The 26,337-nt window shown below is 70.9% G+C and carries 18 protein-coding genes; 8 read left to right on the forward strand and 10 right to left on the reverse strand.

Features of this window, described 5'->3' with window-relative positions:
• Window positions 1–163: 163 nt before the first annotated feature.
• On the reverse strand, window positions 164–1,225 hold the full coding sequence (locus tag B7K23_RS08435) for a YveK family protein (RefSeq protein WP_084125891.1): 1,062 nt from the start codon (window positions 1,223–1,225) through the stop codon (window positions 164–166).
• 69 nt (window positions 1,226–1,294) lie between these two features.
• On the opposite strand from B7K23_RS08435, the gene B7K23_RS08440 reads away from it, so the two are divergent.
• Complete coding sequence (locus B7K23_RS08440; protein WP_084125892.1) at window positions 1,295–2,656, forward strand: hypothetical protein; 1,362 nt, start codon at window positions 1,295–1,297, stop codon at window positions 2,654–2,656.
• Window positions 2,657–2,825: 169 nt separating this feature from the next.
• Window positions 2,826–4,031 (forward strand): glycosyltransferase family 4 protein, encoded by a 1,206-nt coding sequence (locus B7K23_RS08445; RefSeq protein WP_159451362.1) that lies wholly within the window; start codon window positions 2,826–2,828, stop codon window positions 4,029–4,031.
• Here the strand turns inward: B7K23_RS08445 and B7K23_RS08450 are convergent.
• The 3 genes from B7K23_RS08450 to B7K23_RS08460 are packed head-to-tail and all read right to left on the reverse strand — an operon-like array spanning window position 4,028 to window position 6,561.
• Window positions 4,028–4,900: an acyl-CoA thioesterase II gene (locus tag B7K23_RS08450; RefSeq protein WP_084125894.1), complete on the reverse strand. Its 873-nt coding sequence runs from the start codon at window positions 4,898–4,900 to the stop codon at window positions 4,028–4,030. The two genes, B7K23_RS08445 and B7K23_RS08450, sit on opposite strands and share 4 nt — an antisense overlap.
• 42 nt (window positions 4,901–4,942) lie before the next feature.
• On the reverse strand, window positions 4,943–5,383 hold the full coding sequence (locus B7K23_RS08455; protein WP_304441564.1) for a globin: 441 nt from the start codon (window positions 5,381–5,383) through the stop codon (window positions 4,943–4,945).
• The gene (locus B7K23_RS08460) at window positions 5,380–6,561 is read right to left on the reverse strand and encodes a mechanosensitive ion channel family protein (RefSeq protein WP_084125896.1); all 1,182 of its coding nucleotides are present in this window, start codon (window positions 6,559–6,561) and stop codon (window positions 5,380–5,382) included. The genes B7K23_RS08455 and B7K23_RS08460 overlap by 4 nt, the downstream gene beginning before the upstream one ends.
• 82 nt (window positions 6,562–6,643) lie before the next feature.
• Here B7K23_RS08460 and malQ point away from each other — a divergent pair, with 82 nt between their 5' ends.
• On the forward strand, window positions 6,644–8,791 hold the full coding sequence (gene malQ / locus B7K23_RS08465; protein ID WP_084125897.1) for a 4-alpha-glucanotransferase: 2,148 nt from the start codon (window positions 6,644–6,646) through the stop codon (window positions 8,789–8,791).
• An 88-nt stretch (window positions 8,792–8,879) separates the two neighbouring features.
• On the opposite strand, the gene pepN (B7K23_RS08470) is transcribed toward malQ, so the two are convergent.
• On the reverse strand, window positions 8,880–11,462 hold the full coding sequence (gene pepN / locus B7K23_RS08470) for an aminopeptidase N (RefSeq protein WP_084125898.1): 2,583 nt from the start codon (window positions 11,460–11,462) through the stop codon (window positions 8,880–8,882).
• 138 nt (window positions 11,463–11,600) lie between these two features.
• Window positions 11,601–14,207 (reverse strand): aminopeptidase N, encoded by a 2,607-nt coding sequence (pepN, locus tag B7K23_RS08475; RefSeq protein ID WP_084125899.1) that lies wholly within the window; start codon window positions 14,205–14,207, stop codon window positions 11,601–11,603.
• A gap of 155 nt (window positions 14,208–14,362) precedes the next feature.
• Between pepN (B7K23_RS08475) and B7K23_RS08480 the strand changes: the two genes are divergently transcribed.
• Entirely contained in the window at window positions 14,363–15,688 is a 1,326-nt protein-coding gene (locus tag B7K23_RS08480; protein WP_084125900.1) for a carboxylesterase family protein, read from the forward strand.
• 63 nt (window positions 15,689–15,751) lie between these two features.
• On the opposite strand, the gene B7K23_RS08485 is transcribed toward B7K23_RS08480, so the two are convergent.
• The 4 genes from B7K23_RS08485 to B7K23_RS08500 form a co-directional block, all read right to left on the reverse strand.
• Window positions 15,752–17,224 (reverse strand): GGDEF domain-containing protein, encoded by a 1,473-nt coding sequence (locus tag B7K23_RS08485; RefSeq protein ID WP_084125901.1) that lies wholly within the window; start codon window positions 17,222–17,224, stop codon window positions 15,752–15,754.
• A gap of 174 nt (window positions 17,225–17,398) precedes the next feature.
• A complete protein-coding gene (locus B7K23_RS08490) occupies window positions 17,399–18,865 on the reverse strand; it encodes a GGDEF domain-containing protein (protein WP_159451363.1) in 1,467 nt (488 codons plus the stop codon).
• Between the two features lie 98 nt (window positions 18,866–18,963).
• Window positions 18,964–20,433, reverse strand: coding sequence for a GGDEF domain-containing protein (locus B7K23_RS08495; protein ID WP_084125903.1), 1,470 nt, complete (start codon window positions 20,431–20,433; stop codon window positions 18,964–18,966).
• Window positions 20,434–20,476: 43 nt separating this feature from the next.
• Window positions 20,477–21,949: a GGDEF domain-containing protein gene (locus B7K23_RS08500; protein ID WP_084125904.1), complete on the reverse strand. Its 1,473-nt coding sequence runs from the start codon at window positions 21,947–21,949 to the stop codon at window positions 20,477–20,479.
• A 174-nt stretch (window positions 21,950–22,123) separates the two neighbouring features.
• On the opposite strand from B7K23_RS08500, the gene B7K23_RS08505 reads away from it, so the two are divergent.
• The 4 genes from B7K23_RS08505 to B7K23_RS08520 all read left to right on the forward strand — a co-directional run bounded on the left by B7K23_RS08505 (window position 22,124) and on the right by B7K23_RS08520 (window position 26,330).
• Window positions 22,124–23,332 (forward strand): SPFH domain-containing protein, encoded by a 1,209-nt coding sequence (locus tag B7K23_RS08505; protein ID WP_084125905.1) that lies wholly within the window; start codon window positions 22,124–22,126, stop codon window positions 23,330–23,332.
• A gap of 6 nt (window positions 23,333–23,338) precedes the next feature.
• Window positions 23,339–24,505 (forward strand): hypothetical protein, encoded by a 1,167-nt coding sequence (locus B7K23_RS08510; RefSeq protein WP_084125906.1) that lies wholly within the window; start codon window positions 23,339–23,341, stop codon window positions 24,503–24,505.
• Window positions 24,505–24,909, forward strand: a complete 405-nt coding sequence (locus tag B7K23_RS08515; RefSeq protein WP_084125907.1) for a hypothetical protein — start codon at window positions 24,505–24,507, stop codon at window positions 24,907–24,909. Before B7K23_RS08510 ends, B7K23_RS08515 begins: the two co-directional genes overlap by 1 nt.
• 74 nt (window positions 24,910–24,983) lie before the next feature.
• Window positions 24,984–26,330: an MFS transporter gene (locus tag B7K23_RS08520; protein ID WP_200809784.1), complete on the forward strand. Its 1,347-nt coding sequence runs from the start codon at window positions 24,984–24,986 to the stop codon at window positions 26,328–26,330.
• Window positions 26,331–26,337 lie beyond the last annotated feature (7 nt).

A 26,337-nucleotide genomic window follows, 5' to 3' on the forward strand; every position in this document is an offset into this window, starting at 1 on the left:
CCGGGGGCGCGCGCGCCCGCGGTCGTCGGCTCCCTCATGCACCGACCCTTGACCCGTTGCGCCGTACGATCATCCGCCCCCCAAGCGACAGTCGCGCCGCTCAAGTGCGCGGCCGCGATCGTGCTGCTACGTGGGACCTTACCTCAGAGGCTTTTCTGAAATGTTACGAAGATCCCCTTCGCCGCCGCTGCGTCTTGCGGGGGTTCGAGGCGCGACGCGCCTTCGTCGCCGTCCTGGCGGGCCGGGGAGGACGAGCGGGCTCTTCCTTCGCCGATGGGGTCGGATCGTCGGGGGAACCAGGTTCAGCGGGAGCGACAGGCTTGAGGGACTCCGGGGACTCGGCACCCTCGCCCGATTCGGCCTCCTCCGGCTCCTCATGCTCGTCTGAAGCGCCTGCGGCGTCCGGGGTGTCGTCAGCGTCAGCGTCGTCGTCCGGCTCGGCCCCGTCGCCCGACTCTCCGCCCGCCTCGTCCGCGACCTCGTCGCCAGGAGGCGCCGCATCGTCCATGGGCTCAGGCGCGTCGGCCGCGTCGCCGTCCGTCTCACCTTCGTCGTCCGTGTCAGCCTCGTCCGCGGCAAGGTCGACAGTGGCAGCGTCGTCCGCACCGTCGTCCTCGCCCTCCCTGCGCGAGCGCCATGCGTACAGGGCCACCGCGACCGCGACGCCCGCGCACAGCCCGAGGCCGAGCCCCATGACGAGCACGCCCTTCGCATTCGGCGAGACCGGGGACCCGGGCACGCTCGCGGGGCGGATGACCTCGAGCGCGAGCGGCAGGTTGCCGGCGTCGTCCTCGTTGCCGAGGAGCTCCGGGATCACCTCGTGGGCGCTCTCGGCCGCGGCGTTCGCGACCGACGCGGCCAGCTCTGGGTCGCTCGACCACACGGTGATGTCGATGGTCGAGGTGAGGGAGCGTGCGGTGGCCGTGAGCATGTCCGTGACGTCGGCGGTGCTGAGGTCGTCGTCCTCCGAGACGGAGGCGAGCACGGCGGGCGAGTCGATGATCGCGGCCACCGTGTCCGCGAGCTGCACGCTCATGGACACGCCCTGCTGCGCCTCGGAGATCGAGGCGGGGCCGTTCGCGATGAGCACGACCTCCGCGGAGGCGGAGTAGAGGGGCGGCGTGATCGCGATGTAGGCGACGGCGGCGCCGCCTCCCACCACGATGGCCGCGGCGATCCACATCCAGCCTCGGATCACGGCGACCCGGATGTCGTTGAAGTCCATATCCCCCCTCAAGCGATCGGTCGCCCTCCGCCCGACTACCGATCTCGCACGCACGCTAGCGTACACACCATGACGATCCTCACCCTGAGCACGGCGATCGCCGTGATCTACGGCCTCGTCAGCCGCAGGTACGAGCGCGCGCTCGCGATCGGCGCCATCACTCCGGCAGGCGCAGCGGTGGTGGCCGGGGGCGAGGCGGTCCCGACCTTCTACGCGGTCGCCCTGGGAGGGCTCGGCCTGCTCAGTTGGCAGTGGTTCGCGCGCAGGGGAGCTCCCGCGAACCCGCGGCTCACTCAGATTCCAGGCATCCCGCTGCTCCTCCTGCTGTTCGCGTGGTCGGTGATCGTCGTGGTGGTCTCGCCGATGCTGTTCCCCGGGCTCTACACCGTCACCGAGAACCAGACCCTGGTGGTCGCGGGGGACCTCGCGCCGTCCAACTTCGCGCAGCTCATCTACCTCGCGCTCAGCATCGTCGTCGTCGTGCTGGTCGCCCGGTCGGCGACGACCGGGCCAGGGCTGCTCGCGATCCCGCTCGGCGTCGGGATCGGCCTGACGTTCTGGCGCTATCTGTCGGTGACGTACGGCGTGCCGTTCCCCGAGGGGGTCCTCGACAACTCGCCGGGGTTCAAGTACATCGAGACGGCACCCGGCGGGGGGCTTCGCTTCCGGGGCATCACCACGGAGCCCGCCGCGCTGGCGATGTCCGCAGCCGCGGCGGCCGCCTACTTCCTGTCGTATGCCGCGGCCCTGCGCGGATGGCGGCGCGCGGCCAGCATCGCCATCGCCGCGATCGCGATCCAGCTGGGGCTCGTCTCGACCTCGGCCACCTTCCTCGTGGTCGGCGCCGCGCTCGCGGCGCTCGCGGTGGGGGCGTTCGTCTGGCGGGTGCTGAGCCCCCGTTTCACGGTGTCGCCGCGCGCGCTGCTCATCGCCCTCGGGGCCGTGGGAGTCGGTCTGATCGCGTTGCCGGCGCTCGTGGCGCAGTTCACCTCGCTGGTCGACGAGAAGGTCAGCTCGTCGTCCTTCACGGATCGTTCCTGGGCGGACACCGAGTCGTTCAAGGTGTTCGTGGAGACATGGGGGATTGGCCTCGGGCTCGGCAACGTCCGTGCGTCGTCCCTGGTCTACACCCTTCTCGGCGCGGTGGGGGTGGTTGGTGCGATCCTCTTCGTCGGCGCGGTCCTGTCGATCGCGCTGCCCGCCCTGGGGCTGACCGGCTACGCGCCGGTGATGTGGGCCCTGACCGCGACGTTCATCGGCAAGGCGATCTCGAGCCCCGGGCTGTCCGACTCGTCCGGAGTGCTGTGGCTCGGCCTTGGGATCCTCGCCCACGGGCTCCTGGCCGCAGGGCACGGGACAGGGACGATGCTGCCTCGGCGGGCGGCGGCCTCCGCCTCCGGTGTGCCTGACGAGGCGGCGTCCTCGACCTGACCGGACGGCCCCCTCGACGCCCGATCGGGCGGCACCGTGTGTCGTATTTCTTCCCTTTTGTTCTTTTTCCGGTTATGTTCGACGCGAGGGTTGACCGACGGAGAGGGGTCGGGAGTCGGCGCTGCGCATGATCTCCCGGGTCCGTGGATCGGCTGGGGTGGAGGCCTGGATGACCAGGAGCACACGAACGGTACCGGTGGACGTCTCGGTGTCCGCGCGCCCGGAGCCTGCGCGCGAGCGCACGCGACCTCTCAGGGTCCTGCACCTTCTCAAGCACGCGCGCCGCGGCAACGGCAGCGTGCACGTCGCGGTGGACCTCGCCTGCGCGCAGGCCGACGCGGGGATGGACGTGCGGTTCGCCTCGGGGCCGGGCTCGTACGACGAGCTCCTCGCGGCCCACGGCGTGGACGTGATCGAGCTTGAGGAGCCTTCGGGTGTGCCCGGCCTGATCCGCGGTGCCGGCAGGGTGGGCGCGCTCGTGCGCCGCCTCGACCCCGACATCGTCCACGCCCACATGATGTCCTCGGCCGTGGCCGCCTGGCCCGTGTCGAAGGCCTCGAGCACGACTCTCGTCACGACCATGCACAACTCGTTCGACCGGCACTCATGGATGATGCGCGCGGGCAGCCGCGTGGTCGCGGTGAGCGAGGCGGAGGCGCGGCTCCTGCGGTCCCGGGGGTACCCGGCGAAGAAGCTGCGCGTGGTCCTGAACGGTGCGGTGGGTTCGGCGCGTGAGGTCCTGACCGACATGACCGTGCCGGACCTGCAACTCCCCGCTGTCGCCACCTTGTCCGGGCTTCACCCTCGCAAGGGCATCGACGACGTCATCGCGGCGTTCGAGCTGCTCGCGCAGGACTTCCCCGAGTGGCATCTCAACGTGATCGGGTGGGGACCTGCGCAGGCCGACCTCGAGGCTCAGGTCGCCGAGGCGGGTCTGACCGAGGCTGTCCACTTCCTCGGGCCCACCATGACCCCGTGGCGCCAGCTTGCGCAGGCCCAGATCTTCGTCACCGCGTCGCTCGCGGAGCCGTTCGGGCTCAACGTCGCCGAGGCCCGCGCCGCCGGTTGCGCCGTGGTGGCGACCGACGTCGGCGGCATCCCCGAGGTGCTCGATGGCGGCGAGGCCGGACAGCTGGTCCCGGCACGGGACCCACGGGCCCTCGCGGATGCGCTCCGCCCACTGATGGCGGATCCGGCCGAGCTCCGGCGCTGGCGTGCGCGCGCGCTGGCCGGGTCCGAGCGATTCTCCGTCGCCGAGGCGGAGAGGGGCTACGCGGCCGTCTACCTCGAGGCGATGCCGCGGCGACGGCGCCGCCGCGTCGGCGCCGGCACTCGCGATCGCTCGGCCGAGGCGCGAGAGCGCACGGGCGCCTAGATCCGGATCATGCCCTCCTGCGCGGCAGTGGCGACAAGGGAACCGTCCTCCGAGAACACCCACGCGCCCGCGAGGCCACGCCCGCCCTGCGCGGTCGGCGCGTCCTGGACGTAGAGCAGCCACTCATCGGCGCGTGCCGGGCGGTGCCACCACATCGCGTGGTCGAGGCTCGCGAAGGAGATGTCCGGGGTCGCCCACGAGACGCCGTGGCGGCGCAGGATCGGCTCGAGGATGATCTGGTCCGACGCGAAGGCAAGGAGCGCGCGGTGCGTGAGGTCCGGTACGTCGACCTTCGTCCGCGCACGGACCCACGTGGTCTGGTACGGCCGGGCCTGGGAATCTGGCCTGAGGTAGATGGGCCCCTCGACCTGGCGCGCGTCGAACGGCGCGCGCCCCAGCCAGAAGTCCGCCGTCGGGTGACCCGCGAGCGGCGCGAACACGTCGACTCCGGAGACGAGCTCGTCGGGCCCAGGCACCTCGGGCATCGTCACCTGGTGGTCGACGCCCTCCTGCGCCTCCTGGAAGGAGGCGATCATCGACAGGATCGGCTGCCCTTCCTGAAGGGCATGCGTGCGGCGCGCGGAGAACGAACGGCCGTCGCGCAGGATCTCGACCTCGAAGTCGATCGGCTTCGACGCGTCGCCGGCCCGGAGGAAGTAGCCGTGCATCGAGTGGACGGGACGCTCGTCGTCGACCGTGAGTCCCGCCGCGACGATCGCCTGACCCAGCACCTGCCCGCCGAACACGCGCCCGCCGGGCATCGGAAGGGACTGGCCCGTGAAGCTCGTGTCGCCGTCGCGGTGAAGGTTCAGTGCTGCGAGGCCGGAGGCGACTGCCTGCTCGGCCCACGTGTCGGGGGTGTGCTCCATGAGGTCGAGGGTAGCCCGCGTGATCCCTTCATGGACGCGGACTCAGCGCCCCGGGGTCTCCTCGAAGGTGTTGATCATCGAGTGCGCCGCGCGCTCGAGGTAGTCCATGAGGGTCGCGGAGTGCAGAGGCGAAAGGCCCGCGTCGGCGACCGCGGCGCGCATGTGCGTGAGCCAGCGGTCGCGCGCGTCGGGGTTCACGTGGAAGGGCTGATGGCGCATGCGCAGCCGCGGGTGACCGCGCTGCTCGGAGTACGTGGTCGGCCCGCCCCAGTACTGCTCGAGGAAGGCGGTGAGGCGCCAGACCGCGCCCTCCATGTCGTCCTCCGGGTACATGGGCCGAAGCACGTCGTCGTCCTTCACGCCCTCGTAGAAGCGGCGGACGATGCCTTCGAAGACGGTGTGCCCGCCGACGGCGTCGAAGAAGCTCGGGGCCGCCTCGGTCAACGGGTCCGGGGACGATGCGGGGGGTACCGGCTCGCTCACTCGTCGCCGTCCGTGCCGTCGCCCTGGTCGCCGCGCACTACTGATCCGCTGCGCGTCGCCTCGTCCTTGCCGGGCGTCGAGTGGTGCGTGGTCTCGGTGGACGAGGAGCTCGTGGACGATGCTGTCGTCTCCTCCTCGCGCGCTCCGGCGGGGGCCGGCGCCGACAGGCGGTACGCCTGGTGCGGGATCGCCATCTCGATGCCCCTCTCGGTGAACTCGCGGCGGACCTCGCGGCGCACGGCACGCATGACGTCCCACTGCGTCGCGGGCTGCACCTGGATCAGCAGGCGGATCGTCACAGAATCGACGTCGAAGCCCTCGATGCCCGGCACGTCGGGCTCGGACAGGATCGCGTTGTCGACGACCTCGTCGGCCTTGCGCGCGGCCTCGACCGCGCTGAGCATCGCCTCGCGTGCCTCCTCGAGGTCGGTGTCGTAGCCGACACGGATCTCGAGGAGCGCGCGCGACCACAGGCGGGTCATGTTGCCGACCCGCGTGACGTTGCCGTTGGGGACGTACCACATCGTCCCGTCGATCGACCTGAGTCGCACGGACCGCAGGCCGATCTCCTCGACGACTCCCGAGGCCTCACCCACGTCGATGATGTCTCCGACTCCGTACTGGTCCTCGACGAGCATGAACACGCCCGCGATGAGGTCCTTCACGAGCGACTGCGCGCCGAAGCCGAGCGCCACGCCGACGATTCCGGCGGAGGCGAGGAGCGGTGCGATGTTGATGCCGATCTCGCCGAGCACGATCAGCGCGATGGTCGTGACCACGAGCACGGTCAGGGTCGCGTTGAGGACCAGGCGGATGGTGCGGGCCCGCTGCTTCCTGCGCTCGCGCTCGAGGCGCGCGTCGAGCGTGTCCTCCGTGGCGATCGTGATGCGTGCCTTCTTGAGGGCAGAGCGCGCCTTGTGCTCGGTGAGCGGGAGGCCCTCCTCGATCGATCGGGTCACGATCTTGATGACCCAGCGGCCGACCGCCCACATGAGGACGCCGAACAGGATGATCGCGCCGATGAAGGCGAGCTGGCCCCAGCCGTCGCCGAGCGAGCGGTTGAAGTAGTCGGACCAGTTCTCGACCGTGCGGGCCACGTCCGTGTCGGCGAGCGGCGACGCCTCCGGCGAGGGGTCCGTCTCCGTGGGAATGAGCGTCAGCAGCGATCCAGGGTTCATCACGCGCTCTACAGTAACCGGCGCGCCCGACACGGTGTCCACTTTCGGCTTCACCCGTACAAGAACCACGGACGATGGCAGGATGGAACGCGTGAGCGAATCCCCTGACACCACCCACGAGGCCCCGTCCCCTGCGCTGCAGGAGCTCGCGCGTGCGTGCGGAGTGGCGCTCGACTACACCGCGGCCTCCGGCGAGCACAAGACGAGCTCCGCAGCCGCGATCCGCGCCGTCCTCGCCGCCATGGGCGTCGACGGCTCCGACGATGACCGCTGCCTGGCGGCGCTCACGCGGCTCGAGGACCTTCGCTGGGAGCGGATGGTCCCCGCGGTGACGGTGCTGCGCGAGGGCGCGGAGACCGTGATCCCGGTCCACGTCCCCCACGGCGAGCCAGCGACCGCGCAGCTCGTGCTCGAGACGGGCGAGCGCTGGGACCTCGAGCAGGTCGACATCTACATCCCGCCGCGCTCGGTGGGGGAGCGCGAGATCGGCCGCGCCTCGTTCAAGATCCCGGGCAGCCTGCCCCTCGGCTGGCATCGGGTCGAGGGCACCACGACCGGGATCAAGGGCAAGGGCTGGGTCGTCGTGACGCCGCAGCGCGTCGAGATCCGAGACGACGTGCGGGAGGCTCGTCCCTACGGTCTCCACACGCAGCTGTACTCGATCCGGTCGTCGCGCTCATGGGGACTCGGCGACTTCGCCGATCTCGGGGACCTGTGCGCGCTCGCCAAGGTGCGGGCCGGCGCCGACTTCGTGCTGGTCAACCCGCTTCACGCGTGCGAGCCAGTGCCTCCGATCTCGAACTCCCCGTACAGCCCGTCGTCCAGGCGCTACCTCAACCCCACCTACATCCGGGTCGAGGACATCCCCGAGGTCGCGTATCTGCCCAGTCAGCGCCGCGCGGTGCTCGAGTGGGAGTCGGAGAAGCCGCGCCGCGCGAACGCCACGGACGAGCTGCTCGACCGCGACGGCGCGTGGACAGCGAAGAAGGCCGCCTTGGAGCAGGTGTTCGAGGCGTCACGCTCGGTGGGGCGCGACGCGCAGTTCGAGGCCTACTGCCTGCGCGAGGGACGGGCGCTCGAGGACTTCGCGACGTGGTGCGCGATCGCGGAGGAGTACAGCGGTCAGGCGTGGCCCGAGGCGCTGTCCCACCCGCGCGCCCCCGAGGTCGCCCAGTGGCGCGAGGAGCACCCCGACCGCATCATGTTCTACGCGTGGCTCCAGTGGATCGCGCAGGAGCAGCTCGCCGGTGCTCAGGCCCGCGCCCTCGAGTCCGGCATGCGGATCGGGATCATGATGGACCTCGCCGTCGGCGTCCACCCAGAGGGCGCCGACTCATGGGCGCTCCAGACGGTGCTCGCTCGCGGCGTCGGCATCGGTGCGCCACCTGACGCGTTCAACCAGCTCGGGCAGAACTGGGCGCTGCCGCCGTGGAACCCGCGCGCGATGGAGTCCGCCGCGTACCTCCCGTTCCGCGACCTGGTCCGGGCCGCCGTCGCGAATGCCGGCGCGCTCCGCATCGACCACGTGCTCGGGCTGTTCCGCCAGTGGTGGGTGCCGGACGGCCACCGCGCGGACGACGGGGCCTACGTCTATGTCGACCACGAGGCGCTCATCGGCATCGTCGCGCTCGAGGCGCAGCGCGCGGGCGCGATCGTCATCGGCGAGGACCTCGGCACCGTCGAGCCGTGGGTCATGGAGTACCTCAACGAGCGAGGCCTGCTGGGCACCGTCGTGCAGCGCTTCGAGTGGCGCGACGGGCATCCGCTCGCGCCCGAGGACTACCGCTCGGACGTGCTCGTCGCCGTGACGACGCACGACCATCCGCCGACGGCCGCGTACCTCGCGGGCACCGACCTGGACGTTCCCGAGGAGCTCGGCCTGCTGGTGGGCGACGTAGAGGAGATGCGGGCGCAGGGACGTCGCGAGGTCGAGGGCCTCACGAGGTACCTCGACGAGCGGGGCTGGCTGCCGATCGAGCCTGAGGACGAGGACATCCTCGCGGGCATGCACGCGCTCGTGCTCAACTCGCCTGCGCTGCTCAGCGCGATCGCCGTGACCGACCTGGTGGGCGAGATGAAGACGCAGAACCAGCCGGGCACGTTCCTCGAGTACCCGAACTGGTGCGTGCCGCTGACCGACTCCAACGGTGAGCCCGTGCTGCTCGACGACCTGTTCGATCACCCGCGCGTGCGCAGGCTCGTCGCGAAGCTCAAGCACGCGCGCGACTGAGCCTCCGCGCACGCGCTGCCCGATCGGGCCGAGGCCGGGGCGCGCCCCGGGGCGGTGACGGCCAGGCGCGCCTCTCGGAGATCGAAGCTCAGACCGCCTGGGCCGCCGCCGCGCGCCTCATCTCGTCGAGGCACTCGACCACCACCTTGCGCAGCACGGACGGCGCGTCGGCGTGGGCCGTGAGCCATGCCTCGACCTTCGCGTCGATCCCAGGAACGCGGCCGATGGTCGCGATCGGGAACACATACCGGGCCACGCGCGCGCCGACGAATCCCTCATTCGGCACGTAGTAGTCCAGCAGGTCGTCGAGGATCTTCTCCGCGAGAGGCGCGATCAGCGCAGGGTCGGTGACCCTCGCGAGACCGAGCCCGACCTCGTACTGCGTCGCGTTGTTGAGGGTCGGGCCGTTGGGGCGGACGAGCGATTCCCACGCGGCGCGCTTGGCCTCGCGGGTGCCGATCGCGGCCTTGGCCCCGGCGGCGCGACGGCGGCCGGCGGCGGTGTCGTCCGACGCGAGGTGGGCATCGATCCCGGCCGCGTCGACGGCTCCCGCTGCGGCGAGCGACTGGAGCAGCAGCCACGACAGGTCGGTGTCGATCGTGAGCTCGGGCAGGCGCGACTCGCCGTGCACGAGTGCGTCGAGCCGCGCGGCCTGCGCCGGTGTGCGCGCGACCTGCGCGTAGGCCTTCAGCAGCTGCAGCTGGATGTCCGACGCGGGCGTCGCGCCGAGCAGCGACGCCCACAGCCGCTCGGCGGCCTCCTCGCCGACGGCGTCCAGCCGGGTGGGTGGGAGGTAGCGCGTGAGCGCCACGACGAGCGTGCGGACGTGCGACTCGGCGGCGGTGGAGTTCGCCATCACCGGGAGCGCGGTGAGCGCGGCATCGATGTACTTCTCGGCGGGCAGCTGCGCGTCGCGGCACATGTGCCACAGGGCGTCGAGGACCAGCGCCTGCGGCTTGGCCTCGGTGAGGTCTCCGATGTGGGCGACCGCTGTCGCGACGGAGGCCTCGGTGAGGCGGAGCTTCGCGTAGCTGCGGTCGCCGTCGTTGACGAGCAGCAGGTCAGGCAGCGGCTTCCCGGCGGCCTCGGGCACGGCGACCGAGCCCGCCTCGAGCGCGACGTCCGCCTCCCACTCGCGAGAGAACGCCTCGTCGCCGTGCGAGTAGCCCGCGACGGTGAGCCGGTGCGGGTGGGCCACGGGGAAGTCTGCGGCGGGGGTCTCGACGACGGCGAGCGAGGCGATCGTCGCATCGTCCTTCTCGACGAGGTCGGCGCTCAGCGTCGGGACCCCGGGTGTCTCGAGCCAGGCCTGGGCCCATGCGGACAGGTCGTGCCCCGCGGAGGCCTCCACCTCGGCAAGGAACTCTGCGAGGGTCGCGTTGCCGTACGCGTACCTGCTCACGTACGACGCCACGCCGCCGAAGAAGGCCTCCTCGCCCACGTACGCGGCGAGCTGCTTGAGCGCCGAGGCGCCCTTCGCATACGTGATCATGTCGAACGCCGACACGGTCGCCTCGGTGTCGGGAACCTCTGTCACGATCGCGTGGGTCGTCGGGAGCTGGTCCTGCACGTAGGCGACCGACTTGCGGTTCGCGCCGAACGTGACCCACGAGTCCGCGAACTCGGTGACCTTCTCGGTGGCCCACGTGCCGATGAACTCGGCGAAGGACTCGTTGAGCCACAGGTCGTCCCACCAGCGCATCGTCACGAGGTTGCCGAACCACATGTGCGCGAGCTCGTGCAGCACGACGTTCTGGCGCGCCTCGCGCTCGCCGTCGGACGGGCGTCCCCGGAACAGCAGGCGGTCCTCGGAGATCGTGACCGCGCCGACGTTCTCCATCGCGCCGAGGTTGTACTCGGGGACGAAGAGCTGGTCGTACTTCTCGTAGGGGTAGGGGGTGCCGAAGACACGCTCGTACAGCTCGAGCCCCGCCTGGACCGTGCCGAGCAGCTCCTCGGCATCGAGGTGCGCCTCGAGCTGCGCACGCCCATAGACGCGCGCCGAGATCTCGCCCTTGCTCGAGGTCAGCGCGCCCTCGGCGTACGCATACGGGCCGGCCATGACGGCAGCGACGTAGCACGGGAGGGGGTCGGTCTCGCCGAAGGTCCAGCGACTCACCCCGACGCTCCCGCTCGGGGCGACGCCCGTCATCGCGCCCTCGACGGTCGCGGGCGCGGGCGTGGTCGAGTTGGAGACGACGACCCAGTGCGCGGGAGCGTCGACAGTGAACGTGAACCGTCCCTTGATGTCGGGCTGGTCGAAGCACGCGAAGGCGCTGCGGGCGTCGTTCGCGGCGAACTGCGTGTACAGGTACGTCTCGCTCGTCTCGGGGTCCACGAAGCGATGCACCCCCTGTCCGTCCGTGCGGTAGGGCATGAGGGCGTCGACGACGACCCGGGTGCTCCCGGAGAGCGAGTGCAGCCTCAGTCGGCCGTCGGTCGTGACGGAGGCGGGAGCGACCTCCTCACCGTCGATCTCCACGCGCGTGACCTCGTGCGCGACGAGGTCGAGGAAGGTCGTCGTCCCGCGCTCGGCGTCGAAGGTGAGGACGGTGCGCGACCGGAAGACGTCTCCGGGCAGGGTGAAGTCGAGGGCGACGTCGTACGCGACGTCGGACACCACGGCGGCGCGCGCCGCGGCCTCGATCTTGGTGAGGTTCAGTCCAGGCATGAGCAGAAGTCTTCCACGCCGCCAGGCGTGCTGCGCGCGACCTCGGACCCCGTCCGACGCATGACGAGAGGGGGTAGACGTCGCGGGGCCGGGATCGTGACGATCCCGGCCCCGCGCACAGGTGTGGTGCGAGTGGCGTCAGCCCTCGTACGCGGCGTCCGCCGCCTGGTTCTGGAGTGCACGACGCACGCCGTCATCGCCCTCGCGCACCAGACGCTTGAGCGCGTCGTGCGCATCGGCGTTGTCGGCGAGCCACGCGGCCGCCTTGTCCTGGAGGTCGGGAACGCGGCCCGCGAGCTCGACCGGGTACAGGCCCTCGATGAGGTTGGTCGCCATCTCGTTGGTCTTGTCCGCGTAGATGCGGCGGAGCATCGCGAAGTACGGGTCCACGAACGGCTCAAGGAGGGCCGTGTCGTGCGTCCTCGAGAAGCCGCCGGTCGCCGCGAACTGCAGCGCGTTCGGCATGTCCTCGCCCTCGGGGGCGTTCACGAGCGCGTCCCACGTGGCCTGCTTCGACTCGGGAGTCGCGATCGCGGCGCGTGCGGTCGCGGCGCGACGCTGACCCGAGGCGGTCGCGTCCTTCGTGAGCTGCAGCTCGATCGCGACCTCTCCCACGCGACCGCCAGCGGCGAGCGCGATGAGCAGGTCCCACGTGAGGTCGGCGTCGAGGGGCAGGCCCTCGAGCTGGACCTTGCCGTCGATGATCGCCTGCAGTGTGTCGAGCTGCACGCCCGTCGAGGCGAGAGACGCGAACGCGCGGACGAACTGGAGCTGGTTGTCGGAGCCGGGCTCGGCTGCGAGCGCGAGCGACCACAGCGTGCCCGCGGCGCTCGCGGTCGCCGCCTCCGACTCGGACGGCGTCGTGTAGAGCGACAGCGCGGTGTCGAGCTGGCGCAGGAGCGACAGGACGACGGTCGACTGGTCCTCGGTCGCGATGCACCCGAGGACCAGGTCCACGAACTGGCGCGCGGGCATCTCTCCGTCGCGGGTCATGTCCCACGCGGCGGAGAGCACCATCGAGCGAGGCATCGCGTCGGCGAACGCTCCCACGTGCTGCACGGCGGTCGCGAGCGAGACCTCGTCGAGCCGCACCTTCGCGTAGGCGAGGTCGCCGTCGTTGACGAGCACGAGCGCGGGCCGCCTGACGCCGACCATCTCGGGGATCTCGGTGCGGGCGCCGTCGATGTCGACCTCGGCCTGCACCGAGCGCTTGAGCGCGGTCCGTCCGTCGTCCCCGACGACGACGTCGTACCCGGCGATGCCGATCCGGTGCGGACGCTGGGTGGGCCACTCGGCCGGCACCTCCTGGACGATCGAGAACGCGGCGATGTCGCCGTTGCTGTCCTCCTCGATCACGGGGCGCAGCGTCGTGACGCCGGCCTTCTGGAGCCACACGTCGGACCACGCCGCGAGGTCGCGGCCCGAGGCGGCCTCGAGCTCGACGAGCAGGTCCATGAGCACCGCGTTGGAGTGGTGGTGCTTGCGGAAGTACTCCTGGACGCCCGCGAAGAACTCGTCCTGGCCCACGTACGCGACCAGCTGGCGCAGCACCGAGGCGCCCTTCGCGTACGTGATGCCGTCGAAGTTGACCTCGACGTCCTCGAGGTCCTTGATCTCGGCCATGATCGGGTGCGTCGACGGCAGCTGGTCCTGGCGGTACGCCCAGGACTTCTCAAGCGAGTTGAAGGTCACCCACGCGTCGGAGTACTGGGTCGCCTCGGCGGCGCACAGCGTCGACATGAACTCGGCGAACGACTCGTTGAGCCACAGGTCGTTCCACCACTTCATGGTGACGAGGTCGCCGAACCACATGTGCGCGAGCTCGTGCAGCACCGTGATCGTGCGGCGCTCGATGCGCGCCTGCGCGGTCTTGGAGCGGAACACGTAGTCCTCGAGGAACGTGACGCAGCCCGCGTTCTCCATCGCGCCCGCGTTGAACTCGGGCACGAAGATCTGGTCGTACTTCTCGAACGGGTAGTCCATCTGGAACTTCTCCTCGTAGAACGAGAAGCCCTTCTGGGTGTCGTCCAGGATCACGTCGGCGTCCAGGAACTCCGCGAGAGCCTTGCGGCAGTACACGTTCGCGCTGAGGGTGCCCTTGTTCGACTCCACCGAGCCCTGGACCTCGTGGTACGGGCCGGCGACGATCGCGGTGACGTAGCAGGGGATGCGCGTGGTGGGGGAGAACGACCAGCGCGCGACGCCGCGCTCGACGCCCGCGTTCAGGACGGTGCCCTCGACGGGCTTCTTCGTGGACGGCGAGTTCGACAGCACGTGCCAGTGGTCGGGCGCGGTCACCGTGAAGGTGAACGAGGCCTTGAGGTCGGGCTGCTCGAACACCGCGAAGACGCGGCGTGTGTCGGCGACCTCGAACTGCGAGTACAGGTAGACCTCGCCGTCCTCGGGATCGACGAAGCGGTGCAGGCCCTCGCCGGTGTTCATGTAGGCGCAGTCGGCGACGACGGTGAGCTCGTTCTCGGCCGCGAGGTCCGGAAGCGCGATGCGGCTGTCGGCGAAGTGCTCGGCGGGGTCCAGCTGCTGGCCGTTGAGCGTGATGCTCAGCACGGCGGGCGCGATGAGATCGATGAAGGTGGACTCTCCGGGGGTCGCGGCGAAGCGGACGGTCGACGTCGACCGGAACGTGCGCTCGCTCGTCGTCAGATCGAGCTCGACCTCGTAGCTGTCGGAGGTGATGATGGCGGCGCGGGCCTCGGCCTCGGCGCGCGTGAGGTTGGTACCTGGCATAGGCGGATTCTGTCACGCCCGGGTGACGTGCGAGTGATCGCTCGTCCACCTTGCTCGACTACCTCGCGAGGTGGGCCCGCGCGAGGGGCGGGCGTAGGGTGGCGAGAGGGGATGTCGCGGGGGACATCATCGAAGATCTGCCTGGAGGTTCCGTCATGTCCGATGCCGCGGCCTGGCGTGTCGACACGCCGGTCGGACCGGTGCTCGCGCACCGCGAAGGGGACGTGTGGCGCGCGCGGGGCATCCCGTACGCCGCGGCCGAGCGGTTCGAGCGGCCCGGCCCCGTGAGGCCGTGGAGGAAGCCTCTGGACGCCTCGTCCCCGTGCCCGGTGAGCCCTCAGCCCCCCGACGGCGTGACCGTGGCCATCAGCCCCGACTACACGGAGCGGCTCGGCATCGACGAGCGCTGCCAGCGCGTGTCGGTGACGTGGCCGGACGATGCGGGGGACGAGCAGCTGCCCGTCGTCGTGTGGGTCCACGGCGGCAGCTTCCTGTCGGGCGGCGGAGATCTCGACGGCTACGACCCCGCGCTGCTGGTGCGCGAGCAGCGGGTCGTGTTCGTCGCCGTCACGTATCGGCTCGGGATCCTCGGCTGGTTCGGCGACGGCACCGTCGCGCCGCCGAACCTCGGTCTGCTGGACGTCCTCGAGGCGCTCCGCTGGGTGCGTGCATGCGCGAGCAGCTTCGGCGGCGACCCGACCCGCGTCACGGTGATGGGGCAGTCCGCGGGCGGAGACGCGATCGCCGCGCTCATGGCGGTGCCCGAGGCGAGGGGGCTCTTCCGGCGCGCGATCATCCAGTCGGCGCCGCTCGGCATCGACGGCGGACGCGAGGGCCTCCAGCGCACGATGCTCGCGGCCGCGCAAGGGGTGGGCCGCGAGACGGGCCTCGACGAGATCTACTCCGCGCAGGCCGACGTCTACCGGGCCTCCAAGCGACACGGGCTCAAGGGGTTGATGCCCTTCGCTCCGCGGTGGGGCAGTCACCCCCTGCCGCCCGAGTCCGACCGCGCGGCGGAGACGGCCAGATCGAGCGACATCGACCTGCTCGTGGGCCACCTTTCGGCGGAGGGCATCGTGGTCGGGGCCGCGGTCCCGCAGCTCGGCCGCGCCTTCCGGTCACGGGTCGTCGGCGGCGCCGCGCAGCGCGCGATCGCCGGACCGCTGCAGGCGGTCGTGTACGAGCGTCCTGCGCGCCGCTTGGTCGACGCCCACCGCGACGCCGGCGGCAGGGCCGTGCGCTACGTGCTCGGGTGGAATGCCACGGGCTCGCCCATCGCCGACGGCCACGGCATGGACATCCCGGTGCTCCTCGGCGACCCTGAGGCGTGGACGCGGGCGCCTGCGCTCAAGGGGGAGAGTCCCGACAGGATCCGGCGCGTGGGCGCTGCGGTGAGGCAGGTGTGGGGCGACTTCGTGCGCACCGGTGAGGTCGCGCCGGCCTCGGCGGCGGCCGCCTCGGAGTGGCTTCGACTGAGCTGAGAAGCCCGCGAGTGGCACCGCTTCGGTCGGTGGGGTCGAGCCGCGATGCGTGAGCCCCGGGTGTCAGTCGGTGGGGTCGAGTCGGCGGGCGTGCTTCTCGGCGTACATCTCGTGGTCGGCGTGGGTGAGCATGTCGTCGAGGGTGTGCGGGTCGTGCGGGGAGGCGGTGTCGAGGCCGATGCTGGCGGAGACCTGGGCGGGGCCGTCGCTGAGGGTGAAGTCGTCGTCGAACGCGGAGCGGATGCGTGCGGTGAGCGTCGTGGCGGTGGCCTGGGGGTCTCCTTCGACGACGACGATGAACTCGTCGCCTCCGAGTCTGCCGACGAGGTCGCCGCGGTCCTCGCGGACCAGGCCTGCCAGGCGGTGCGCGACGGCGGTGAGGAGCTCGTCGCCGATCGCGTGGCCGCGGGTGTCGTTGATGGGCTTGAAGTCGTCGAGGTCGATGAACCACACCGTGGCGCCGGCGGCGGTGCTGCGGGCGACGCGGTCGAGCAGTGACTCGAGGTGGCGCTCGACGGCGCGGCGGTTCGGAAGCCCGGTGAGGGTGTCGTGGTCGGCGAGGACGCGCAGCTGCGACTCCGCGGCACGATGCGCCCCGGCCAGCTGGCTCACGCGCGCGAGAACCATGGCGATGAGGACGATCGTCGTGACCGCTCCTGCGAGCCAGCTCACGTAGCCGCCCGCGAGATGCCGCACCACCGCGATCAGCGGGGTGAGGATCATCGCGGCCCCGAGCACCACGATGCGCCTCGATGTGAGACGGCTGGGATGTGGGGGAGCGAGGACGAACGCGTCGGGCCCTGCGGGGTGGGCCATCGCCCCCCACGCGAAGGAGAAGGCGAGCGGCCACAGCGCGCCCGTCCACCACGGGCCGACGCCGGTGATGGGATCGGCGAACATCGCGCCGAGGGCGTTGCCTCCGACGGTGACGATCAGCGCCGCCGCCATGTAGCGGAACACCGGACGTGCGTGGCGCGGCAGTCCTCCGTTGACCTCGAGACCGATCAGCACCCCGATGGATCCGCTCAGCATGATGACGACGACAAAGATGTAAGCGTGCTGGGCGACGTCAGCACCAAGCGCGTGCAGTGCGGGGGCGAGCACGGACTGCCACAGCACCGACGCCGCCGCGATCGCGAGTGTGCTCGCGTCGAGCATGCCGCCGCTGTCGTTGCGGGCCGACCTGCCGACTACCGTGAACGCGGCGATCAGCAGGAACACGTAGGCGATCCCGAGCAGAGCCTGCCAGACCGCGTGGGTCGAGGACTCCTCCAGCCCCAGCGCGAAGGTCGTGAGCCACAGCGTCGCGGCGCTGTTGAGCGTCAGGAATCCCACGAGCAGGAGGCCATAGACGAGGCGGACGAAGCCGGTGGTGCGGCTGACCTGGTGGAGCGCGGTTGCGGTGACCAGGAGGCTCAGGGCCAGGACCGTGCTCGACCGCACCACGGCGCTGCCCAGGCAGTAGGTGACGAAGGAACCCGTCGCGAGCACAGCGACGATCGCCGCGATGCGGCTGCGCGTGCCGTTGAGATCCATGTCCTCACCATCGGTCGCGGCGTCGTCGGGTGAGGATTTCGCGCCTCCGCGACCCTGCCCTGTGCGCGACCCCACACGAGCGGGTCTGCGTCGTTTCGCTGCACCCGGTGTCGCGACGCTATCACGGGCCCCGTGCGGCGGTGTCGTCGAGCTTCTGTGCGTGGGGCACGCGCCTCAGTCGGTGGGGTCGAGTCGGCGGGCGTGCTTCTCGGCGTACATCTCGTGGTCGGCGTGGGTGAGCATGTCGTCGAGGGTGTGCGGGTCGTGCGGGGAGGCGGTGTCGAGGCCGATGCTGGCGGAGACCTGGGCGGGGCCGTCGCTGAGGGTGAAGTCGTCGTCGAACGCGGAGCGGATGCGTGCGGTGAGCGTCGTGGCGGTGGCCTGGGGGTCTCCTTCGACGACGACGATGAACTCGTCGCCTCCGAGTCTGCCGACGAGGTCGCCGCGGTCCTCGCGGACCAGGCCTGCCAGGCGGTGCGCGACGGCGGTGAGGAGCTCGTCGCCGATCGCGTGGCCGCGGGTGTCGTTGATGGGCTTGAAGTCGTCGAGGTCGATGAACCACACCGTGGCGCCGGCGGCGGTGCTGCGGGCGACGCGGTCGAGCAGTGACTCGAGGTGGCGCTCGACGGCGCGGCGGTTCGGAAGCCCGGTGAGGGTGTCGTGGTCGGCGAGGACGCGCAGCTGCGACTCCGCGGCACGATGCGCCCCGGCCAGCTGGCTCACGCGCGCGAGAACCATGAGCACCAGTGCCGTCGTCGCGGCCGCCGAGGTCGGCCAACCGACGAAGCCCCCGGAGAGGTCGCGGGCGATCGCGATCGCAGGTGACGCGATCAGCGCGATGCCGAGCACCAGGATCCGTCGCGAGGTGAGGCGGCTCGGATGGGGGCGGCCCACCGCGAAGGCGTCGGGCCCAGCAGGGTGCGTGATCGCCCCCCACGCGGCGGAATAGGCGAGCACCCACATCGCTCCCGCCCACCAGGGGGCGGCATCGGTGACCGGGTCGGCGAGGGTCGCGCCCGCGACGTTGCCCGCCACAGTGAACAGGAGCGCGACCGTCATGTAGCCGTACACCGGCCGCGCAGCCTGCGGCATGCCACCGTTGAGCTTGAGGCCGATCACCGCGCCGACAGATCCGCTCAGCGCGATCACCACGAGGAAGAGATATCCGCGCTGCAGGTAGGTCGCGTCGACGCGCTCCATCGCCGGCGCGATGAGGGACTGCCACAGCGCGGAGGCTGCCGCGACCGCAAGGGTCGAGGCGTCGAGGATCTCGCCGAGATCCTGCTTCGCCGAGCGCCCGATCATGAGGAGGGCCGCGGTCAGGATGAGCAGGTACGAGATTCCGAGCAGCGCCTGCCACGCGCCGCGTATCGAGGACTCCTCCATGCCGAGCACGACCGTCGTCAGCCTGAGCGACACTGCGGCGTTCAATACGATGAAGCCGGCGAGCATGAAGCCGTAGACGCGGCGCGCGTGGCCGTGGACGCGCCCTACACGGCGCATGCCGGTCGCGGTGACCGCGAGGCTCATGGCCACGACGATGCCTGCACGGACGACCTCGCCGCCGAGCATGTACACGGTGAGGGAGACGGCGGACAGGGCGAGCACACCGAGGAGCACCTGCGCCCGCGTCCAGTCCATCGTCATACCCTCACCATCGGCCACGACTCTCCAGAATGAGAAACGTGAGCCGCGAGGTGTCCACCATCACACCGGTGCGCGCGGGTCCATCCCGCCGCTCACCTCGCGTCGGTCGCGTGTCGCCGCTTGTCGACGTACATCGCATGGTCCGCACGGGTGAGCAGCTCGTCCACCGTGTGCAGCTCGCTCGGAGACGCGCTGGCCATCCCGACGCTGGCCGAGACGGCCACGGAGTCGCCGTTGAGCGTGAACGGGTCGGCGAACGCGTCGGCGATGCGTGCGCTCATCGGTGCCGAGACGTGGGAGGGATCACCTTCGGCGAGGATGAGGAACTCGTCGCCTCCGAGCCGTCCGACCATGTCGTCGGTGCCCGCGCGGGCGAGGCCCTCGAGCCTGCGGGCGACGGCGATAAGAAGGTCGTCGCCAGCGGCGTGGCCTCTGGTGTCGTTGACCCCTTTGAAGTCGTCCAGGTCGACGAAGCAGACGACCGCCCCGAGCGAGTCACCGGTGGCGACCCGTGAGGCGAGCCAGGCGAGGCGCCGCTCGACGGCACGGCGATTCGGAAGCGCGGTGAGCACGTCGCGTTCCGCGAGCATCCGCAACTGGTGCTCTGTGTCGCGGTGCGCCGCGGCGAGCTGGTTCACGCGTGCCAGCACCATCACGGTGATCGCGAGGCTCGCGGTCGCGCCCGTCACCCAGTCGACGAACCCGCCGGTCGCGGCGCGGGCCATGGCGATCACGGGCGTGACCAGCATCGCGCCCCCGATGGCCAGGAGCCGTCGCGGGGTGAGCCTGCTCGCGCGGGGTCGTCCGACGGCGAACACGGCGGCGCCCTTGGGGTGGACGAGCGCCGCCCACGCGGCGACATAGGCGACGGGCCAGAGGACGTCGGTCCACCACACCTCCCCGTCGGTGACGGGGTCAGTGACGATCGCGTTGAGCCCGTTGCCTGCGACCGCGATGAGCAGCGCCGCGAGGAAGTAGCCGAGTGCCGGCCATGCTGAGCGGTCGACGGCTCCGCTGAGGCCCACCCCGACCACCACGCCCAGCGAGCCGCTGAGGACGATCGTCGCGGCGAAGGTCCAGTTGATCGCCGCGTCCGAGGCCGCGACGGAGTGCAGCGCAGGCGCGAGGAAGACCATCCAGAGCACTGAGGCCGAGGCGACGGCGACGGTCGCGGCGTCGATCATCCCGCCGATGTCGTGTCTCACTGCGGGCGCCATCGCGAGCGCAGAGGCGGCGAGCACGAAGAGGTAGGAGACTCCGATAGTCGGCGTGCTGAGCGCGTCCACGGCGGACTGCGGTACGCCCACGGTGAGGACGGCGAGGTACGAGGCCTCGTTGGCGACCATGAGCACGAAGCCCGTGAGCAGGAGCATGTAGATGCGGCGCGTGGTCCCGCGCGACCGGAGCACGTGCGGCACCACCGCACCCGTCGCGAGGATGCTTGTGAGGAGCACGATGACGCCTGCGCGCACGGGCGATCCGGTGAGGTAGAGGGCGACGGCGGAGGCGGTGATCGTCAGCGCACAGAGGGCGACGCGCGCCGGTGTCCTCGTGCAGCTCATCGGCTTCTCCTCGGCGGCTGCCCAGCGCGGCTTCTCGCCGGTCTCACGTCGCCTGGACCTGGTGCAGCGCGCGCTTGTTGGCGTACATGTGGCAGTCAGCGCCGCTCAGGAGCGAGTCGGCGGAGCGCCTCTGTCCACGTCGAGCGGTGGCGACCCCGACGCTCGCGGATGCGTTCGCGTGCCCGTCGGTCAGCGCGAACGGGGCGTCGAGCGCGTCGTGCACGCGCGCGACGATCGACGCGGAGGTCGTGGCAGGCTCGCCCTCGGTCACCACCACGAACTCGTCGCCGCCGATCCGGCCGATCAGGTCGCCGGTGCCGGATCGGGCGAGGCGCGTGAGCCTGCCGGCGATCGCGACCAGCAGCTCGTCGCCGATGGCGTGACCTCGCGTGTCGTTGATCTCCTTGAAGCCGTTGAGGTCGATGAAGCACACCACGACGCCGGATGCCTGGCCCTCCGCGGTGCGGGAGGCAAGGTCTCCCAGCCGATGCTCGACGACGCGTCGGTTCGCGAGGCCCGTCAGGGCGTCCTCGTCGGCGAGGGATCGCAGGCGCGCCTCGGCGCCGCGGTGGGCTGCCGCGAGCTGGCTGACGCGGCGCAGCACCATGACGATGATCGCGATGCTCGCCACGGCCTCGCCGGCCCAGTCGACGTAGCCCCCAGCGAGATCCCGGACGACGGCGATGGTCGGCGTAGCCATCATCGCAAGGCCGAGCAGGAGGAGTCGGCGAGGTGTGAGGCGTTTGGATCGTGGGGGCGTCGTCACGAGGATGTGCGATCCCGCCGGGTGCACGAGGGCCGCCCACGCCGCGACGTACGCGGCCGGCCAGACGACTCCGACCCAGCGGGGGTACGCGTGCGTGATGGGGTCCATGGTGGCGGTGCCGACCACGTTGCCAGCGAGTGCGAGGACGAGGGCGAGCAGGAGATAGGCGAGCGCGGGGCGAGCGGTCGGCGGTGCGGAGCGGTTGAGCGTGATGCCCACCACGATCCCGGCGGCGCCGCTGAGGATGACCAGGACCGCGAAGCTGTACGCGCGCGCGCCGGAAGGTGCTCCCGTCGCATGCAGGGAAGGCGCGAGGATCGCCTGCCACAGTGCGGCGGCGCCGGCGACGGCGAGGGTCGCCGCGTCGAGGACCCCTCCGGGGTCGCGGCGCGCCGTGGGTACGAGTGCGACTGCTGCCGCGCACAGGATGAGCAGGTATCCGCTGCCCACGAGGACCTGCATGGGCAGCGCGACCGCGGACTCGGAGACGCCGTGGATGAGGGTCGCGACCCACAGCGACTCGGAGGTGATCAGCAGCACGAGCCCCCCGAGCAGGAGGCCGTAGACCAGGCGGGCGCCGCCCCGCTCGCGCCGCAGGTGGGGAAGGACGAAGGCCGCGGGCAGGAGACCCGCGGCGGGAACCACGATCGCGCTGACCAGGGGAGTGCCCAGGAGGTACAGCGCGCTGAAGCCGACGGTGAGGGTCGCCGCGAGCGCGGCCACGCGCGCGGGGGTGCCGACGATCCTCATGCGAGTCCTATCGGCCGCGACGAGCCCGGATCAAGCAGTGCCGGAACCCTGTTGCCACGTTTCGCGTTCGCCGGATAGGTTCTCTGTGCGGGTCTTTTCGGTCCGTTTCAGGGGAGGGCCTGTGACGCGGGTCCGACGTGCGGCACCACGCCGCGCGTGACGAGAGGAGTCGTCATGGGGTTCATCCAGATCGCGCTCGGCGCCGGTTGGGACGCGCTGAAGTCCTCGTTCGGGGACCAGTTCCTCGACTTCCTGGTACCTCCGGCGGGGATCGGCGACACCGTCGTGCTGTTCCCGGCGGTCACGCAGGGGACCAACGCCGGCCGCGGGCAGAACACGCGCGGCTCCGACAACATCATCACCAACGGCTCGGTCATCGTCGTCCCCGAGGGCTACGGCCTGCTCACGTTCCAGGACGGCGCGGTCACCTCGATCGTCGCGGAGTCCGGTGCCTACCGCTGGGACAGCGAGTCCCAGGACTCCAAGTCGGTGTTCTCCGGCGGCGGCCTCCTCAACTCGACCTTCACGACGTCGTGGGAGCGCTTCAAGTTCGGCGGCCGGCCGATGGGCCAGCAGCTCGCGTTCTACGTGAACCTCAAGGAGATCCCGAACAACAAGTTCGGCACCCAGAGCCCGATCTACTGGGACGACCGCTACCTCAACACCCAGGCGGGCGCGATCACGCGCGGCACCTACGTGCTCGAGGTCTGTGACCCGGTCCTCTTCGTGAAGACCCTGGTACCCGCGTCCTACATCTCGGCTGGCGCCCAGCCCTTCGACATCACCGAGGCCACCAACCCCGTGTCGGAGCAACTGTTCAACGAGGTCGTCGGATCGCTCGCCGGCGCCTTCTCGCGCTACGTCAACGACCCTGACAAGGACCACCGGATCACCCGCATCCAGGGCGACTCGGTCGGCTTCGCGAAGTCGCTGTCGGAGGAGGTCGAGAAGAACTACCAGTGGACCACCGAGCGGGGTCTCGAGATCAGCTCGGCCACGCTCGTCGCGATCGAGTACGACGCCGACACGCAGACCCTGCTGTCCGACGTGCGCAAGGCGGACGCGCTGTCCGGCGGACGCGCCGACACGTTCCTCAAGCAGTCGATGGCGCGCGGCATCGAGAACGCCGGCGAGTCCGGCGGCGGCACGGGCCTCGCGATGATGGGCATGGGGATGGGCGCGATCGGCGGCATGGTGCCCCAGACGCCCGGGGCGCCCGCGGGCATGGCGGCAGCGGCTGCGGCCCAGCAGCCCGAGGCCCCCGCGGCGCCCGCCGCACCGGACCCCTACGCCCAGCTCGCCTCCGCGAAGAAGATGCTCGACGACGGGCTCATCAGCCAGGAGGACTACGACTCGCTGAAGAAGAAGGCCCTCGGCCTCTAGGCGCGCATGGCTGAGGAGATCACCACCCCGGAGGGTCGGGGAGACGGCATCACGAGGTGTCCCAAGTGCGGCGCGTCGGACGTGGTCCAGCTGAAGGACCAGCACCAGTTCATGTGCGAGTTCTGCCGCCACAAGTGGGGCTTCGAGCGCCTCGACGAGGCGATGGGGCTGTCCGAGGGGATCGCCGACCTCGCGGGCGTGAGCTACTCGACGGCCGCCTCGGACATCGTCTCCGACGAGGCACTCGTGACGCTCAAGTGCGATGGCTGCGGCTCCGAGGTCGTGGTCGACACCGACCGCACCCTCCAGGCGCGCTGTCATTGGTGCAAGCACGTCCTGTCGCTCAACAACAAGATCCCCAACGGCGCGGTGCCGGACGGGATCCTGCCGTTCTCGGTCACCCGCGAGCAGGCGATGGGCCACATCCAGAGGTTCGTCGACGAGCGCAAGTCGTTCGCGCTCCCCGCGTTCTCCTCGACCTTCGCCCCCGAGAACATCATGGGCGTCTACCTGCCGTACATGACGGTCGATGGCAACATCTCTGCGCGTCTCGACGGCGTGGGCGAGATCCTCCGGCGCCGCATCTCGAGCAAGAACTCGGCCACCCGCTACCAGTTCGACCGGTACGGGGTCCGGCGTGAGATGGACATCGAGATCGACGACCTGATCGTCGAGTCGAACTTCGAGAAGGCCGACATCCGCTCCGCCACGAGCACGAACAACGTCATCAATGCGATCCTGCCCTTCGACGTGAAGAACATCGTGCGCTTCGACGCCCACTTCCTGGGCGACCAGTACACGTCGCAGCGTCGCGACATGGACATCGCCGAGGCCGAGAGCGTCGCCGCGAGCCACTTCCTCACGGTCGCGCGCGGAGTCGCCACGCCTACGGTGAGCCAGTACGGGCGCGGCGTGCGGTGGGACTCGGAGCAGTGCCGCATCGACGGAGTGCGGTGGACGTCGGTGCTGCTCCCGGTCTGGCTGTACGGCTTCGTCTCGGACCAGAAGGGGTATCCGGTGACCCACTACATCGCGGTCAATGGGCGCACCGGCGCCACGATGGGCTCCGTGCCGATCAACACCCGCAAGGCGGCGCTCGCCGCCTCGAGCGTGGCCGTCGCGATCTCCGTCGTCACGTGGCCCCTTGCCGGCGCGATCCTGGCGGCCTCCTGATGGGCGGCGAGGGCGACGGCGGCTCGCTCTTCATCGCGCTGCTCCTCATCGCGTCCGGACCCGCCGCGGGCTGGTGGACGTGGCGGTCGATCCACAAGCGCTACCGCAACCGCGAGGCGCGCTACCGGCCCGACCGCTCCGTCGCGCACACCGTGTCCAGCCTCACGGGTCACGACGAGCCGCGCGGCCGCTTCACGACCACCGAGAGCTCGACGCGGGACCGCAACGAGTCAGAGCCGGACCGGCGCGCGCGTGACTCGCGCTATTTCCACGGTGCGATCCCGAGCCCGCCGTCCCCGGAGGACGCCGGGGACACGGGCCAGCGCGAGGGGGAGGCCGAACCGCCCCCTCCGCCCGGGACCGAGCCCCCTCCCGCATCGTCCCCGCCCCCTCCCACGAGGTAGGGGCGGGTCGTCCGCAAGCCCGAGGCGCATCGTCCCCGGGCCTGTGCCGCATCGTCCCGTCCTAGACTCGTGTGGTGACCGAAACCCCAGGTGAGACGGCGGAGCCGCGCCGTCGCCTCGTCGACCTGGCGCCGCTGAAGGCGAGCCCCGCGTTCGCGAGGCTGTTCGTCGGCGGCACGATCCAGAACATCGGCGCCCAGATGTCGGTGCTTGCCGTCGGTCTGCAGATCTACGACATCACCGAGTCGACCTTCATGGTCGGCCTCGTGGGCGGTGTCGCGCTCGTGCCGATGATCGTCGCCGGGCTCTGGGGCGGCATGCTCGCCGACGTCTTCGACCGGCGCAGGCTGCTGATCGTCGCCTCGCTCGTCAGCTGGGCCTCGACGCTCGCGCTCCTCGCGCTCGCGCTGTGGGACGTCGCCGAGATCCGGCACGGTGGACGCGCGGACGTGTGGCCGTTCCTCCTCGTGACGACGATCAACTCGGTCGCCGCGACGATCGCCGGCGCCACTCGATCGGCGCTCGTGGGCAGGATCATGCCCGCGCACCTGCTGTCGCGGGCTAGCGCGCTGAACGGCATCGCGATCGGGGTCGCGGTCACCATCGGCCCGGCGCTCGCTGGCGTGCTCGTCGCGAGCGTCGGCTTCGCGTGGACCTTCGCGGTCGATGCAGTGCTCTTCTCTGCGGGCTTCCTCGGCGTGTGGATGCTGCCGTCGCTGCCGCGGCTGGGGGAGAGGGCTGAGGCCGGCTGGGGGATGCTGCGCGAGGGCGCGCACTTCCTGCGCCACGCCCCGAACCTGCGCATGAGCTTCCTCGTGGACATCATCGCGATGACGTTCTTCCGCCCCTACGTGCTGCTTCCCGCGATCGGCGCCACCGTGGTCGGCGGCGGTTCGCTGTCGGTCGGCTTCCTCACCGCGGCGGGTGCGATAGGGACGATGCTCGCGTCGGTGTTCTCGGGGCCCGTCGCCCGGATCCATCGGCACGGCCTCGCGGTGTCGCGCGCGATCACGGTGTTCGGCATCTTCGGCATCGTCTTCGGCCTCGCGACGCTGCTCCTGAGCCTCGGGGAGCACGAGGCCGCGGCGGGCTGGAGCGGCGTGCACTGGGGCGCGCTCGCGGTGCTCGCGTTCGCGATGCTCGGGATGGGAGCGTCGGACGAGGTCAGCGCGATCTTCCGGTCGACGATGATGATCCAGGCGGCGCCGGACGAGATGCGCGGCCGCATGCAGGGCGTCTTCGTGGTGGTCGTCACGGGCGGGCCGCGGCTCGGCGACATGTATGCGGGCATCCTCGCGACCGCGGTCGCGGTGTGGTTCCCCCCGCTGCTCGGCGGCTTCGCGATCGTCGCGCTCGTCGGGGTGCTCACGCGCGTCGGCTCGTCGTTCCGCGAGTACGACGCGCGGAACCCGACGCCGTAGGCCGCTT

It is taken from the genome of Demequina sp. NBRC 110054 (genome assembly GCF_002090115.1).
Taxonomy (GTDB): domain Bacteria; phylum Actinomycetota; class Actinomycetes; order Actinomycetales; family Demequinaceae; genus Demequina.

Excerpts from the sequence above, each read along its gene's own strand:
- B7K23_RS08505 (WP_084125905.1), top strand. The coding sequence starts at position 22,124 with ATGGGGTTCATCCAGATCGCGCTCGGCGCCGGTTGGGACGCGCTGAAG.
- pepN (WP_084125899.1), bottom strand. The coding sequence starts at position 14,207 with ATGCCAGGTACCAACCTCACGCGCGCCGAGGCCGAGGCCCGCGCCGCC.
- B7K23_RS08485 (WP_084125901.1), bottom strand. The coding sequence starts at position 17,224 with ATGGATCTCAACGGCACGCGCAGCCGCATCGCGGCGATCGTCGCTGTG.
- pepN (WP_084125898.1), bottom strand. The coding sequence starts at position 11,462 with ATGCCTGGACTGAACCTCACCAAGATCGAGGCCGCGGCGCGCGCCGCC.
- B7K23_RS08460 (WP_084125896.1), bottom strand. The coding sequence starts at position 6,561 with ATGAACCCTGGATCGCTGCTGACGCTCATTCCCACGGAGACGGACCCC.
- B7K23_RS08495 (WP_084125903.1), bottom strand. The coding sequence starts at position 20,433 with ATGAGCTGCACGAGGACACCGGCGCGCGTCGCCCTCTGTGCGCTGACG.
- B7K23_RS08450 (WP_084125894.1), bottom strand. The coding sequence starts at position 4,900 with ATGGAGCACACCCCCGACACGTGGGCCGAGCAGGCAGTCGCCTCCGGC.
- B7K23_RS08445 (WP_159451362.1), top strand. The coding sequence starts at position 2,826 with ATGACCAGGAGCACACGAACGGTACCGGTGGACGTCTCGGTGTCCGCG.
- B7K23_RS08515 (WP_084125907.1), top strand. The coding sequence starts at position 24,505 with ATGGGCGGCGAGGGCGACGGCGGCTCGCTCTTCATCGCGCTGCTCCTC.
- B7K23_RS08480 (WP_084125900.1), top strand. The coding sequence starts at position 14,363 with ATGTCCGATGCCGCGGCCTGGCGTGTCGACACGCCGGTCGGACCGGTG.
- B7K23_RS08440 (WP_084125892.1), top strand. The coding sequence starts at position 1,295 with ATGACGATCCTCACCCTGAGCACGGCGATCGCCGTGATCTACGGCCTC.
- B7K23_RS08500 (WP_084125904.1), bottom strand. The coding sequence starts at position 21,949 with ATGAGGATCGTCGGCACCCCCGCGCGCGTGGCCGCGCTCGCGGCGACC.
- B7K23_RS08510 (WP_084125906.1), top strand. The coding sequence starts at position 23,339 with ATGGCTGAGGAGATCACCACCCCGGAGGGTCGGGGAGACGGCATCACG.
- B7K23_RS08435 (WP_084125891.1), bottom strand. The coding sequence starts at position 1,225 with ATGGACTTCAACGACATCCGGGTCGCCGTGATCCGAGGCTGGATGTGG.
- B7K23_RS08490 (WP_159451363.1), bottom strand. The coding sequence starts at position 18,865 with ATGGACTGGACGCGGGCGCAGGTGCTCCTCGGTGTGCTCGCCCTGTCC.
- malQ (WP_084125897.1), top strand. The coding sequence starts at position 6,644 with ATGGAACGCGTGAGCGAATCCCCTGACACCACCCACGAGGCCCCGTCC.